The organism is Variovorax sp. 01N425 (assembly GCF_056399465.1).
In genome coordinates this window covers 16,210-30,097 of record NZ_JBFTRJ010000022.1, presented here as the reverse complement: position 1 = coordinate 30,097, position 13,888 = coordinate 16,210, and the positions used below count along the sequence as shown (strand labels likewise).

The 13,888-nt window shown below is 68.0% G+C and carries 13 protein-coding genes; 9 read left to right on the top strand and 4 right to left on the bottom strand.

The features are described 5' to 3' along the window. Nucleotides 1–61 precede the first annotated feature (61 nt). Nucleotides 62–523 (bottom strand): peptidoglycan-binding protein LysM, encoded by a 462-nt coding sequence (gene lysM / locus AC1DSC_RS29330; RefSeq protein ID WP_278874158.1) that lies wholly within the window; start codon nucleotides 521–523, stop codon nucleotides 62–64. 134 nt (nucleotides 524–657) lie between these two features. Between lysM and AC1DSC_RS29325 the strand changes: the two genes are divergently transcribed. Further along, a complete protein-coding gene (locus AC1DSC_RS29325; RefSeq protein WP_436288181.1) occupies nucleotides 658–1,428 on the top strand; it encodes a type III pantothenate kinase in 771 nt (256 codons plus the stop codon). A gap of 18 nt (nucleotides 1,429–1,446) precedes the next feature. Here the strand turns inward: AC1DSC_RS29325 and AC1DSC_RS29320 are convergent, their stop codons facing one another. Genes AC1DSC_RS29320 through AC1DSC_RS29310 form a run of 3 tightly spaced genes read right to left on the bottom strand, consistent with a single transcriptional unit; the run spans nucleotide 1,447 to nucleotide 4,490 of the window. Continuing rightward, nucleotides 1,447–2,781, bottom strand: coding sequence for a serine hydrolase domain-containing protein (locus AC1DSC_RS29320; protein ID WP_436288180.1), 1,335 nt, complete (start codon nucleotides 2,779–2,781; stop codon nucleotides 1,447–1,449). Between the two features lie 10 nt (nucleotides 2,782–2,791). Further along, complete coding sequence (locus AC1DSC_RS29315; protein ID WP_436288179.1) at nucleotides 2,792–3,607, bottom strand: crotonase/enoyl-CoA hydratase family protein; 816 nt, start codon at nucleotides 3,605–3,607, stop codon at nucleotides 2,792–2,794. A gap of 34 nt (nucleotides 3,608–3,641) precedes the next feature. Then, nucleotides 3,642–4,490 (bottom strand): 3-hydroxybutyryl-CoA dehydrogenase, encoded by an 849-nt coding sequence (locus AC1DSC_RS29310; RefSeq protein WP_436288178.1) that lies wholly within the window; start codon nucleotides 4,488–4,490, stop codon nucleotides 3,642–3,644. A gap of 180 nt (nucleotides 4,491–4,670) precedes the next feature. Here AC1DSC_RS29310 and purT point away from each other — a divergent pair, with 180 nt between their 5' ends. The 8 genes from purT (at nucleotide 4,671) to AC1DSC_RS29270 (ending at nucleotide 13,848) form a co-directional block, all read left to right on the top strand. After that, nucleotides 4,671–5,873 (top strand): formate-dependent phosphoribosylglycinamide formyltransferase, encoded by a 1,203-nt coding sequence (gene purT / locus AC1DSC_RS29305; protein WP_015867693.1) that lies wholly within the window; start codon nucleotides 4,671–4,673, stop codon nucleotides 5,871–5,873. A gap of 63 nt (nucleotides 5,874–5,936) precedes the next feature. After that, the gene (locus AC1DSC_RS29300) at nucleotides 5,937–6,881 is read left to right on the top strand and encodes an alpha/beta hydrolase (RefSeq protein ID WP_307595036.1); all 945 of its coding nucleotides are present in this window, start codon (nucleotides 5,937–5,939) and stop codon (nucleotides 6,879–6,881) included. A gap of 120 nt (nucleotides 6,882–7,001) precedes the next feature. Continuing rightward, nucleotides 7,002–7,832 (top strand): helix-turn-helix domain-containing protein, encoded by an 831-nt coding sequence (locus tag AC1DSC_RS29295; RefSeq protein WP_307595034.1) that lies wholly within the window; start codon nucleotides 7,002–7,004, stop codon nucleotides 7,830–7,832. Between the two features lie 17 nt (nucleotides 7,833–7,849). Beyond that, on the top strand, nucleotides 7,850–8,725 hold the full coding sequence (locus AC1DSC_RS29290; protein ID WP_018905091.1) for a branched-chain amino acid ABC transporter permease: 876 nt from the start codon (nucleotides 7,850–7,852) through the stop codon (nucleotides 8,723–8,725). A 94-nt stretch (nucleotides 8,726–8,819) separates the two neighbouring features. Beyond that, nucleotides 8,820–9,896 carry a branched-chain amino acid ABC transporter permease gene (locus AC1DSC_RS29285; protein WP_307595032.1) on the top strand — a complete coding sequence of 359 codons (1,077 nt, stop codon included), beginning with the start codon at nucleotides 8,820–8,822 and terminating at the stop codon, nucleotides 9,894–9,896. Beyond that, complete coding sequence (locus tag AC1DSC_RS29280) at nucleotides 9,893–10,711, top strand: ABC transporter ATP-binding protein (RefSeq protein WP_307595031.1); 819 nt, start codon at nucleotides 9,893–9,895, stop codon at nucleotides 10,709–10,711. The genes AC1DSC_RS29285 and AC1DSC_RS29280 overlap by 4 nt, the downstream gene beginning before the upstream one ends. A gap of 478 nt (nucleotides 10,712–11,189) precedes the next feature. Beyond that, a complete protein-coding gene (locus tag AC1DSC_RS29275) occupies nucleotides 11,190–11,963 on the top strand; it encodes an ABC transporter ATP-binding protein (protein ID WP_018905088.1) in 774 nt (257 codons plus the stop codon). Nucleotides 11,964–11,967: 4 nt separating this feature from the next. Continuing rightward, nucleotides 11,968–13,848, top strand: a complete 1,881-nt coding sequence (locus AC1DSC_RS29270) for an AMP-dependent synthetase/ligase (RefSeq protein WP_436288177.1) — start codon at nucleotides 11,968–11,970, stop codon at nucleotides 13,846–13,848. The last annotated feature ends 40 nt before the right edge of the window (nucleotides 13,849–13,888 follow it).

The following is a 13,888-nucleotide window of genomic DNA, read 5'->3' as shown; positions in this document are numbered from 1 at the left end:
CCAATAAAAAAGCCCACCGAAACCAGTGGGCCTTTCCGCAGCAGTTGGCGGTTGAATCAGCTCACAGCGCCGGAATGCGCAGCTTCTGCCCCGGATAGATCTTGTCCGGATGGCTCAGCATCGGCTTGTTCGCCTCGAAGATCGCGTTGTACTTGTTGGCGTCGCCGTAGTACTTCTTGGAGATGGCCGACAGCGTGTCGCCCTTCACCACGTCGTGGTACTGCGCCGGCGGGGCGGGCGGTGCGACCAGGTTGTTGTCGACGCTCGTCACGTTCGCCACGTTGCCCGCGGCCAGCGCGGCTTTTTCGCTGGCTTCCTGCGAAGGCGCCTGGCCGGACAGCGTCACCACGCCGCTGCTCGCGGTGTAGGTCACTTCCAGGCCCGTGAGGCCGAGATTCTGCGTCTCGATGTAGGTCTTGATGGCGGCCGCGGCCTTGGCGTTGGCGTCCGGCTCGGCCGCCTGCGCCGACGATCCGCCGAACAGCTTCTCGCCGGCTTCCTTGATGAAACTAAGCAAACCCATGGTTCTCTCCTTGCGCCTTGGTTGAGGGGAATCGCGAATGTAGCGGCGAAACCGGGCACGGCCGCGTAGGTCCGCGCCGCGTGTGTCAACGATGCGCCAGCATCCGCGACAACAAAGTCGCAATAATCCCGCCCATGGCATCCCCCTTCCTCGCGATCGACATCGGCAATACCCGCCTCAAATGGGCGCTCTACGATGCGGCGCATCCGGGGGCCGCGCTGCAGGCGCATGGGGCGGAGTTCCTCGACCACATCGAGCGGCTGGCCGACGGCCCCTGGGCCGACCTGCCCGCGCCCGGCTCCATGCTCGGCTGCGTGGTGGCCGGCGACGCGGTGCGCCGCCGCGCCGAGGAGCAGATCGTCGAGCGCTTCGACTGCGCGCCGCGCTGGGTGGTGTCGAGCGCGGCCGAGGCCGGCATCGTCAATGGCTACGACCATCCCACGCGGCTGGGCGCCGACCGCTGGGTGGCGATGATCGGCGCGCGCCACCGGATGCTGGACGCGGGGTCGGCGCGGCCGATGGTGGTGGTGATGATCGGCACCGCCGTGACGGTCGAGGCCATCGATGCCGGCGGCAAGTTCCTGGGCGGGCTGATCCTGCCGGGCCACGGCATCATGCTGCGCGCGCTGGAGTCGGGCACCGCGGGCCTGCACGTGCCGACCGGAGAGGTGCGCGAATTCCCCACCAACACCAGCGACGCGCTCACCAGCGGGGGTACCTATGCCATTGCCGGTGCAGTCGAGCGCATGGTGCAGCACGTGCGCTCGCACTGCGGCGCCGAGCCGGCCTGCTACATGACCGGCGGCGCGGGCTGGAAGATGGCGCCCGTGATGAACGGGCATTTCGAACTGGTCGAGAGCCTGATCATGGACGGCCTGCTGGTGATCGCCCAGGCGCGGGGCTGACCCCATCCAGGGCCTCGGTCAGGGCCGCATCAGCGCCTCGGCCACGGCCTGGAAGGCCGGCAGCGTGAGCGGATCGTTGCCCGCACTGGCCGCCACCGGGTGCGCGGCATAGCGCACGATCACCATTTCCGCCTTCGGATCGACATAGATGCTCTGGCCGTGGATGCCGCGCGCCATGTAGGCGCCGTGCGGGTTGTGCGTGACCCACCACATGTTGCGGTACGACCAGCCCGGCAGCAGCGCGTAGCCGGCCTTGGCGAACTTGGCCGGGTCGGCGCCGCGCGCGATGTCCTCGACCACCGCCTTGGGAATGGCCTGCTGCCCGTTGAGCGCGCGGCCGCCGTTGCGCATGGTCTCGCCGAAGCGCGCCAGGTCGCGCAGCACGGTGTTGAGGCCGCCGCCGCCCGACTCGGTGCCGATGCGGTCGACCATGAAGTAGGCGTCCTGCTCGGCACCGATGCGGCGCCAGATCTTCTCGCTCAGCAGGTCGGCGAGCGGCTGGCCGCTGGCGCGGCGCAGGATCCAGGCGAGCACCTCGGCGTTCACCGTCTTGTAGGCGAAGGCGGCGTCGTGCGCGCCTTCCTTCTTCAGCGTGGCGAGGAATTCGTAGAAGGACTTCGGGCCCGTGTAGTTCGGGCCCTGCGCCAGCATGCCACCGGCGCGCGCGTAGTCCCAGATCTCGGCCTTCGGGTCGGCGTAGTTTTCCGAGTAGTGCACGCCGATGGTCATGTCCATCACCTGGCGCACCGTGGCGTCGCCGTAGGCCGTGTCCTTGAGCTCGGGCAGGTAGCGCGTGACCGGCGCCGACGGGTCGAGCCTGCCCTCGTCCGCGAGGATGGCCGCCAGCGTGCCGACAAAGGACTTGGTGACCGACATCGCAATGTGCGGCCGCTCGGGCGTGAGGGCGCCGAAGTACTTTTCGTAGACCACGCGGCCGCGGTGCAGCACCAGGATGCCGTCGGTGTAGGTGCGCGGGATCATCTGGCCGAAGCTCAGCGTCTCCTCGCTGCCCAGCGGCTTGAAGGTCACGGCCTCGAGATCGCTGCGCGGCGCCGCCGGCAGGGGACTCGGCGCGCCGCTGCCGCGCCACACGTTGGCCGTGGGCACGGTTTCGCGCACATGCGAGAAGCTCCAGCGCGTGCGCGGAAACACGCCGCCCGCCGGATCGTCGAAGGTGATGAGCCTGTCGGGCGGGGGCGGAAAGCCCTTCATCCAGCCCATCGCCTCGACCGAGGTGGCCGCGGGATCGGGAGGGGAGGTGGCGGGCGCCTGGGCCAGGGAGGTGGTGGTGTTCACGGCGAGCAGTGCGAAGGCGGCGGCGAGCGCCGTGCGTTTGAAGTGGATCGTCATCATCGTCGTCGTCTCAGCGGCCGCTGAAGCGCGCGGGCCGGCGCTCGACAAAGGAGCGCACGCCTTCGGCCGCGTCCTCGCTGTTCGAGAGGCGCTTTTGCGTCTCGATGAATTCCGACACGGCTGCGAGCGGTCCCTGTTCGACGGCCTTGATCACGTTGAGCCGCGTGGCCACCACCGCCAGCGGGGCCTGCGCCGCGATGCGCTGCGCAATGGCCAGCGCCGCGTCGAGCTCCTGCCCGGCCGGCACCACCTTCTGCACGAAGTTCAGGCGATAGGCTTCGGCGCTGTCGAACTCGTCGGCCGTCAGCAGGTGCAGCATGGCGTTGCCCACGCCCGCGCGCTCGGCCATGCGCAGCGTGGCGCCGCCCGTGGCCATGATGCCGCGCTGCACTTCCATCTGCGAGAAGCGGCAGTTGTCGGCCGCCACCACGATGTCGGCGCCCAGCATCAGCTCGATGCCCACCGTGAAGCAGATGCCCTTCACCGCCGCCACCATCGGCTTGGTGCGGCGGCGGTAGCCGGGCAGGCCGAAATCATGCGGCTCGACGAGGCCCGCCGGCACCGCCTTCTCGCCGCGCTTCATGTACTCGGTGACCGCCGGCAGGTCGAGCCCGGCCGTGAAGTGGTCGCCGAAGGCATGCAGCACGCCCACGCGCAGTTCGGGGTCGTCGTCCAGCCGGGTGTAGGCCTCGGCCAGCTGCCGGAACATCGGCGGCGTCCAGCCGTTGCGCTTGGCGGGCCGGTTGATGCCGATCAAGAGCACGTGGCCGATCACCTGGGTGTCGATGCAGCCTTCTGCCGGTGGCGTGGTGGGTATGGCGGTCATGGCGCTTGTCTCCTTGTTTTTGTCGAACGCTGGATCAGTAGGCGTACACGCCGCGGCCTGTCTTGCGGCCGAGCTGGCCCGCCGCGACCATCTCCTTCAGCAGCGGGCACGGCCGGTACTTGGAGTCGCCGAACTGCTCGAGGTAGACCTCCATCACGGCCAGGCACACGTCCAGGCCGATCATGTCGGCCAGCGCCAGCGGGCCGATCGGCTGGTTGCAGCCCAGCTTCATGCCGGCGTCGATGTCCTCGGCCGTGGCGATGCCTTCGGACAGCACGAAGAAAGCCTCGTTGATCATCGGCACCAGGATGCGGTTGACCACGAAGCCCGGTGCGTTCTTCACAGTGATGGGCGACTTGCCCAGCTTCTCGGCCAGCGCCTTGACCGCATCGTGCGTGGCGTCGCTCGTGAGGTAGCCGCGGATCAGCTCCACCAGCGCCATCATCGGCACCGGGTTGAAGAAGTGCATGCCGATGAAGCGGTCGGGGCGCGAGGTGGCGGCCGCGAGCTGCGTGATCGAGATCGACGAGGTGTTGGAGGCGATGATCACCTCGGGCGCCACCAGTTCGTCGACCTGCTTGAGGATCTTGAGCTTGAGTGCGTGGTTCTCGGTGGCGGCCTCGATCACCAGCTGCGCGCCCTTCAGGTCGTTGTAATCGGTCGAGCCCTTGATGAGCGCAAGCGCGGCGGCCTTCTGCCCGGCCGTGAGCTTTTCCTTCTTGATCAGGCGGTCCAGGCTGCCCGAGACGGTGGCCAGGCCCTTGTCGACCGCCGCCTGCGCGACATCGATCATCACCACGTTGACGCCCGACACCGCGCAGGCCTGCGCAATGCCGTTGCCCATTGTTCCGGCGCCGATGATGCCGACGGTCTGAATCGTCATGAGAAAACTCCTTGAAGAATAAAAGCGGAAAAAAAGCGAGCGGGTGGACGCGCCACCGCGGCAGGAGATCGATTGTGAAGCAGCCCCGCCGGCGCGCCGTTGCCGCGCGTGACACGGGCGGTGCGCGGGTGGCTTACAGTGCGGCGATTGCTTTTTCTTCCCCTCTTTTCGACTCCGACCATGACCACCCTCGGCACTCCTCTTTCCCCCTCGGCCACCCGCGTGATGCTGCTGGGCTCCGGCGAACTCGGCAAGGAGGTGCTGATTGCGCTGCAGCGCCTGGGCGTGGAGACCATCGCGGTCGACCGCTACGAGAACGCGCCCGGCCAGCAGGTGGCCCACCATGCGCGCACCATCACCATGAGCGACCCCGAGCAGCTCAAGGCGCTGATCGAGGCCGAGAAGCCCACGCTGGTGGTGCCCGAGATCGAGGCCATCGCCACGCCGATGCTGCAGCAGCTCGAAGACGCCGGCGTGGTGCGCGTGATTCCCACGGCCCGCGCCGCCCGCCTCACGATGGACCGCGAAGGCATCCGCCGCCTGGCCGCCGAGACGCTGGGCGTGCCCACCAGCCCCTACAAGTTCTGCGACTCGCTGGCCGAGCTGCAGGCGGCCATCGACGCCGGCATCGGCTACCCCTGCATCGTCAAGCCCGTGATGAGCAGCTCCGGCAAGGGCCAGAGCAAGATCGACGGCCCGGCCGACGTGCAGAAGGCCTGGGACTACGCCATGGCCGGCGGCCGCGTGAGCCACGGCCGCGTGATCGTCGAAGGCTTCATCGACTTCGACTACGAGATCACGCTGCTGACCGTGCGTGCCAAGGACGCGGCCGGCGCGGTGCAGACCCGGTTCTGCGAACCCATCGGCCATGTGCAGGTGAGCGGCGACTACGTCGAAAGCTGGCAGCCGCACCCCATGGCGCCGGCCGCGCTGCAGAAGGCGCAGCAGATTGCCGAGGCCGTCACGTCCGACCTCGGCGGCCAGGGCCTGTTCGGCGTCGAGCTGTTCGTGAAGGGCGACGAGGTCTGGTTCAGCGAAGTGAGCCCGCGTCCGCACGACACCGGCATGGTGACCATGGCCACGCAATGGCAGAACGAGTTCGAGCTGCATGCGCGCGCCATCCTCGGCCTGCCGGTGGACACCTCGCTCAAGAGCCCGGGCGCGAGCGCGGTGATCTATGGCGGCGTCGATGCCACCGGCATTGCCTTCGACGGCGTGGCCGAGGCGCTGCGGGTGCCCGGCAGCGACATCCGCCTGTTCGGCAAGCCCGAGAGCTTTGCCAAGCGCCGCATGGGCGTGGCGCTGGTGCATGCGGCCGACACCGGCACGGCCCGCAGGCTTGCCAAGGATGCCGCCTCGCGCGTGAAGCCGCGCAAGGCTTAGCCAGTTTTCGCAAGCCGCGCCAGGGCGGCGCGGGCATGGTCGGACCGATCCACCGGAGACACCATGCTGCATCCCCAGGCGCGCACCTTGCTCGACTTCATCGAGGCGCGCGGCATCCCGCCGACCCACACGCTTTCGCCGGCCGAGGCGCGCGCCTTCTATCGCGAGCGCCGCACCACCACCCAACCCGAGGCCCCGCCGGTCGCCGAAGTGCGCGAGCTGAACGCCGACGGGCCGCACGGCACCATCCCGGTGCGCCTCTACCGCCCGCTGGGGTCCACGGCCGGTGCCGCGCTGCCGGTGCTCGTGTACTTCCACGGCGGCGGCTGGGTCATCGGCGACCTCGACACGCATGACGTGCTGTGCCGCTCGCTCGCCAACGGCGCGGGCTGCGCGGTCGCCTCGGTCGACTACCGCATGGGGCCCGAGCATCGCTTCCCGGCCGCGGTCGACGACGTGCTGGCCGCCACCCGCTGGGTGCGCCGCGAAGCCGCCTCGCTCGGCCTCGATGCCGGCCGCCTTGCGGTGGGCGGCGACAGCGCGGGCGGCAACCTCGCGGCGGTGGCGGCCATTGCGGCGCGCGATGCCGGCGACCTGCCCATCGCCTTCCAGCTGCTGATCTATCCGGCCACCGACATGCGCCGCGGCCATCCCTCGCACCAGGCCAATGGCCAGGGCTACCTCCTGACCCGCGACACGATGGCCTACTTCCACGACCACTACATCGACGACCCCCGGCACGACCTCGACTGGCGCGCGTCGCCGCTGCTGCATGCCGATCTCTCGGGCCTGCCGCCCGCGCTGGTGCTCACGGCCGGCTACGACCCGCTGCGCGACGAAGGCATGGCCTACGCCGAGGCAATGACCGCCGCCGGCAACCGCGCCGCGTACGTCTGCTTCGAGCGCCAGATCCACGGCTTCATCACCATGGGCAAGGTGCTCGACGAGGCCGACACGGCCGTTGCGCTGTGCTGCGCCGAGCTGCGCCGCGCGCTCGCGCCGGCCTAGGTTGGCCTAGGGAAAGTCCCCGCGCAAATGCACGCCGCGCCGCCGGCCCCCGCCGCTACGATCCAGCCAACGCAATGCCGGCCCCAGGCCGGCGGCGGCCCGATGCAGGAGACAGACACCATGCAGCGAACGAAGACGGCGCCGCCCGAAAGCGGCGGCGCGCAGCGCGGGGAGCGCCTGATGTGGCTCACGCACCAGCGCGTGTTCTACGCCGGGCTGCTCGGGGCTGCGGCCGAGCGCACGATGGGCGGGCACGGCGTGTACGTGTCGCCCGCGGGCGCGCCGCCCAACCGCCTGTGCATTGGCGGCGGCGCCTGGCAGGCGGGCGAGCTGCTGGTGGTGCCGCCGCAGGTGCCGCACCGCGTGGAAAGCGCGCATCCGCTCATCTTCAACCTGCTGATCGAGTCGGAGTCGGTCGATCCCGCGCGCATGCCGGCCTTCATGCAGCACTGCGGGCCGGTCGATGCGCCGGCCTTCGTGCAGCGCATGCACGATGCCCATGCGCACCTGCTTGCCGCCTCGGGCCGCGGCATGAATTTCGAGGGCTTCGATTTCGATGCGCTGTTCTTCGGCGAGCCGCTGGCGCCGCGCGCGCTCGATGCGCGCATCCGCAAGGTGATCGATGCCATCAACGCCGACCCGGCCGCACCCACCTCGGCCGAAGGCTGCGCGGCCTCGGTGCATCTTTCCTTCTCGCGCTTCCTGCATCTGTTCAAGCAGGAAACCGGCATGGCGTTCCGCGCCTTCCGCGCTTGGAAGCGTGCGCGCAGCCTGCTGCGCTACGTGCGCCAGGCCGGCACGCTGACCGACATCGCGCTGGACACCGGCTACCCCGATTCGACGCACTTCAGCCATTCGATCCGCCAGGTCTACGGCCTGAAGCCCAGCGACATCCTGGCGGGTTCCCGCCGCCTCGCGCTGCACGACGCGGCCGGCGACTTCAGGCACTAGCCGCAAGAAGAGGCCCCATGCAGATCCTCCAACTCCTGCTGTCGGGCATTGCGCAAGGTTGCATCTACGGGCTGATCGCGCTGGGCTTCGTGCTGATCTACAAGGCCACCGAAACAGTGAGCTTCGCGCAGGGCGACCTGATGATGCTCGGCGCCTTCGGTGCGTTTGCCGGCATGTCGCTGTTCGGCCTGCCGTTCTGGCTCGCGGCCCTGCTGGCGGTGGTGGCGATGGCGGCCTTCGGCGTGCTGCTCGAGCTGGTGGTGATCCGCCCGATCCTCGGCCAGCCGCAGTTCTCCATCGTGATGCTCACCATCGGCATCGCCTACGTGGCGCGCGGGCTCATCACCATGGTGCCGGGCATCGGCACCGACACCCACACGCTGCCGGTGCCCTACAAGGACCAGATCTGGAAGCTGGGCGAACTGGTGGTCAACCTCGAACAGCTCGCGATCATCGTTGCCACCGCCATCCTCTGCGCCCTGCTGTTCGCGATGTTCCGCTACAGCAAGCTCGGCATCGCGATGCAGGCCTCGTCGCAGAACCAGCTCGCGGCGTACTACATGGGCATTCCGGTGAAGCGCCTGAACGGATTGGTGTGGGGGCTGGCGGCGGCGGTCGCGGCCATTGCCGGCATGCTGCTCGCGCCCATCACCTTCGTGCACGCGAACATGGGCTTCATCGGGCTCAAGGCCTTTCCGGCCGCGGTGGTGGGCGGCTTCGGCAGCCTGCCGGGCGCGATCGTCGGCGGGCTGGTGATCGGCATCGTCGAATCGTTCGCGGGCTTCTACCTGCCCGATGGTTTCAAGGACACGGCCCCGTACATCGTGGTGCTGCTGATGCTGATGATCAAGCCCAACGGATTGTTCGGCGAGAAGCTGCGAAAAAAAGTCTAGAGGCATGTGCCCCCACGCTCGTCACTTCGTGTACTCGCTGCCCCCCGAGGGGGCGCAGGTCCGCCTTGGGGCGGCCCGGCGACGGACCTGATTCATGCGCTTCATCTTCAAGACCAGCTACGACCAGGACATCCGCCTCGCGCGGCACGGCGGCCATGTGTTCTGGTATGGCCTGCTCGCGGCGTTCCTCGTCGTCGCACCCTGGGCGATTGACGAGTACTGGCTCGCGCAGCTGACCTTCGTGCTGATCTACGGCATCGTCGGCCTGGGCCTGATGCTGCTGGCGGGCTTCACGGGGCAGTTCTCGATCGGGCACGCGGCGTTCCTTGGCGCGGGTGCCTACACGCAGGGCGTGCTGACGAACCTGGGTGTGCCGTTTCCGATGGCGCTGCTCGCGGCCGCGGCGCTGTCGGCGGCGGTGGGCGTGGTGGTCGCGCTGCCGGCCCTGCGCGTGAAGGGCATCTACCTGGGCATCGCCACGCTGTCGTTCGGCTTCATCGTGGAGGAAGTGTTCGCGCGCTGGGAGAGTGTGACGGGCGGCAACGCGGGGCTGCATGTGAAGCCGCCGCAGCTCTTCGGCTGGTCGCTCGGGTCGGGCAACGGCTTCTACTTTCTGTGCCTGGTGGTGGCTGTGCTCAGCACGCTCGGCATCCTGAACCTGCTGCGCTCGCCGACCGGCCGCGCCTTCGTCGCGATCCGCGATTCGGAGATCTCGGCACAGAGCATGGGCATTCACCTGGCGCGCTACAAGACGATGTCGTTCGCGACCTCGGCCGCGCTCGCGGGGCTGGGCGGCGCACTGTATGCGCACAAGCTGAGCTTCATCTCGCCGGACCAGTTCAACATTTTGCAGTCGATCGACCTGCTGCTGATGGTGGTGATCGGCGGCCTGGGCTCGGTGCATGGCGCGTTCCTGGGTGCGATCTTCCTGATTGCGATGCCGCAGCTGATCTCGATGGGCAAGGACTGGCTGCCGGCCGTGGTCGGCCAGGCGCCGGGGCTGCAGGGGCTGGTGTACGGCGTGGTGCTGATCGCATTCGTGCTGTTCGAGCCGCTGGGGCTGTATGGCCGCTGGCTCAAGATCCGCACCTGGCTGCAGCTCTTCCCGTTCTACCGCAAGGGCCTGTTCAAGCGGCAGAAGTCGTTCACCAAGTCGGATCGCCTGAGATGAGCGGCGACATCCTTCTTTCGGCGAAGGACTTGAGCGTGCGCTTCGGCGGCGTGCTCGCGGTCAACAAGGTGAGCTTCGACGTGCGCCGCGGCGAGGTGTTCACGCTGATCGGCCCGAACGGCGCGGGCAAGACGACGGTGTTCAACCTGATCAGCCGGATCTACACGCCGACAATGGGCGAGATCACATGGCATGGCGCGGCCGCGGGACCTTTGGCGCTGACGCAGCAGGCGCCGCACGCGATTGCGGCGCTGGGCATTGCGCGGACCTTCCAGAACATCGAGCTGTTCGAGCATGCGACGGTGCTGCACAACTTGCTGATCGGCCGCCACACGCACCGGCAGACGGGGTTCTGGAGCGAGGTGTTCTTCACGCCCGCGACGCGGCGCGCGGAGGTTGCGGCGCGCGAGAAGGCGGAGCAGGTGATCGACCTGCTGGACTTGCAGCATCACCGCGACTCGATGGTGGCCGGCCTGCCGTATGGCGTGCGCAAGGTGGTGGAGCTCGCGCGTGCGCTGTGCACCGAGCCGAAGCTGCTGTTGCTCGACGAGCCTTCTTCAGGGCTCAACGTCGAAGAGACGGCGGACATGGCGTTCTGGATCCAGGACATCCAGCATGAACTGGGCGTTTCGGTGCTGATGGTCGAGCACGACATGTCTCTGGTGTCGAAGGTGTCGGACCGCGTGCTGGCCATGAACATGGGCGAAGTCTTGGCCACCGGTACGCCGCGCGAGGTGCAGGCTGATTCGCGGGTTGTCGAGGCTTACCTTGGGACTGTGGATGACGTGAGTAGTTTGAGGAGGGTTGGGGCGTGAATGTCTTGTTCGCTGCTTCGTTGGAGACGCCCGGTATGCGGTGCGGGGCGGGCGCCCCCACTATGCCGGCCCTTCGGGCTCCCTTCCGGTGCTCGCTTTCCGCGGGGTCTCGCCCAAACTCGCTTCGCTCAAACAAGGGCGAGCCCTTATCCGCGGAAAGCTGCACTCCTCAGCGGCACAGAGGGGGCGCCCACCCCGCACCGCACACCGGGCTTGAGCGGAGGTGGAACGACCCTGAGCGTGCCCACGGCGTTGGGGCCCATGCCCCGGGCGGGCCGTTGAGGCACCGCCGAGCAGCGGAGCGACAGGCGGATCAGGGCTCGCAGCTGTTTGAGCGCAACGAAGTGGAGCGAGTTCTGCGAGACCCCGCCTGTCGTGAGCAGCGCAGGGGAGCGAAGCGGCCGGTGACGTCGGCCCGCCCGGGGCATGGGCCCCAACGCCGCTCCCCGCCCTTGTCGAACATTCGAGGGGCAACGAAGTGACCGACGTCGTCCTCCAACTGCTCAACGTCGAAAGCGCCTACGGCCCGATCAAGGCCATCCGCGGCGTGAGCCTGAAAGTCAGGCAGGGCGAAATAGTGACCGTCTTGGGTTCGAATGGCGCCGGAAAAACAACCATCCTCAAAACGATCTCCGGAATCATCGACCCGAGAAAAGGCAGCATCGAATTCCAGGGCAAGGACATCACCGCCAAGGACCCGGCTCACATCGTGCAGCAGGGCCTGAGCCATGTGCCCGAAGGCCGCGAGGTGTTCCCGCTGCTTTCGGTGAAGGACAACCTGCTGATGGGCGCCTACACCCGCAAGGACCGCGACGGCGTGGCGCGCGACATGGAGAGCGTCTATGCCTACTTTCCGATCCTGCGCGAGCGCGCCACGCAGGACGCCGGCCTGCTCTCGGGCGGCCAGCAGCAGATGCTCGCCATCTCGCGCGCCATCATGGCCGCGCCGCACCTCATCCTGCTCGACGAACCCAGCCTCGGCCTCAGCCCCAAGCTGACGAAGGAGATCTTCGAGATCGTCGTGCGCATCAACCGCGAACGCGGCACCACCATCCTGCTGGTCGAGCAGAACGCCAACATGGCGCTCAACGCCTCCGACCACGGCTACGTGCTCGAGAACGGCCGCATCGTCATGGAAGACACCTGCGAACGCCTGCGCGAGAAGGAAGACATCAAGGAGTTCTATCTCGGCGTCAAGGACGACGGCGTGCGCGGCGAGCGGCGCTGGAAAAAGAAGAAGACCTGGAGATGACGGCATGAGCACAACCACCCTGCGCGCTCCCGCCGGCCTCTGGGACCTGGCGCACCTGCAGCCGAGTCCGGGCATTGCCGTGCCGGGCGACACCATCCCGGCCGTGTTCTGGAAGGCCGTGGAGCTGCGCGCCGACAAGGTCTGGATGCGGCAGAAGGAATTCGGCATCTGGCGCGCCTGGACCTGGCGCCAGACCGCCGAGGCCGTGCGCGAGATCGCGGGCGGCCTGCTGGCGCTGGGCTTTGGCCAGGGCGAGCGCGCGTCGATCCTTGCCAACACCGTCATCGAATGGGTGCTGTGCGACGTGGCCGTGCTCAGCTGCGGCGGCGTGTCCAACGGCATCTATCCCACCGATGCGGCCTCGCAGGTGCACTACCTCTGCGAGGACTCGCGCACCACCGTGCTCTTCGTGGAGGACGACGAGCAGCTCGACAAGGCGCTCGAGGTGCGCGCGCAATTGCCGATGCTGCGCAAGGTCGTCGTGTTCGACATGGAAGGCCTGCGCGAGCTCGACGACCCCGGCGTCATCAGCCTGGATGCCCTGCGCGCACTCGGCCGCGACCACCTGCAGGCCCATCCGCAGGCGTTGGCGCAGCGCATTGCCGCCTGCCGGCCCGAAGACCTCGCGATCCTGGTCTACACCTCGGGCACCACCGGCAAGCCCAAGGGCGCGATGCACAGCCATCGCGGGCTGGTCTACACCATGCGCGGCTACAACACCCTGCTGGCCCAGGGCGAGGGCGACGAGCGCATGTGCTTCCTGCCGCTGTGCCACATCGCCGAGCGCATGGGCGGCGAATACTTTGCGATGTACACCGGCTCGATCCTCAACTTCGTCGAGAACCCGGAGACGGTGCCCGAGAACGTGCGCGAGATTTCGCCCACCGTGTTCACCGCCGTGCCGCGCGTGTGGGAGAAGTTCTATTCGGGCGTGATGATTGCGCTGAAGGAAGCCAGCCGCCTGCAGCAGGCCGCCTACGGCTGGAGCATCGGCGTCGGCCGGAAGATCGCCGATCGCGTGCTCGAGGGCCGGCCGGTGGGCGCCTGGCTGCGCTTGAAGTTCCGGCTGGCGCGCTGGCTCGCGCTCGACAACGTGCGCAAGCTCATCGGCATCCACCGCGCGCGCTTCCTCGTGACCGGCGCGGCGCCGATCTCGCCCGAGCTCGTGCGCTGGTACCTGGCGCTGGGCGTGCCCATGCTCGAGGTCTGGGGCATGACGGAATCGTGCGGCGCCTCCACGGGCGTGCCGCCCTCGCGCATCCGGCCGGGGTCGATCGGCCCGGCCACCAGCTACAACGAGGTGCGCCTCGATCCGAAGACCGGCGAGATCCTGGTGCGCGGCCCCAATGTCTTCATGGGCTACCTCAACCTGCCCGAGAAGACCGCCGAGACCATCGACGCCGACGGCTGGCTGCACACCGGCGACGTGGGGACGGTCGACGCGGAAGGGTATTTCCGCATCACCGACCGCATGAAGGACATCATCATCACGGCAGGGGGGAAGAACATCACGCCGAGCGAGCTGGAGAACGAGCTCAAGTTCAGCCCCTACATCACCGACGCAGTGGTGATCGGCGACAAGAAACCCTACCTCACGGTGATCGTCATGATCGACCAGGAGAACGTCGAGAAGTTTGCGCAGGACCACGACGTGCCGTTCGGCAACTACGAGAGCCTGACGCGCGCGCAGGAGGTGCTGGACCTGATCCAGGGCGAGATCGACCGCGTCAACGCGAAGTTTGCACGGGTCGAGCAGATCAAGAAGTTCTTCCTGCTCGAAACACAGCTCTCCGCCGAGGACGAGGAGCTCACGCCGACGATGAAGCTCAAGCGCAAGCTGGTCCAGGCCAAGTACGCCGAGCGCATCGAGGCCATGTACCGCTGATTCACCGCTGATCCATTTTTCGCCAACCCGAGGAGACAAC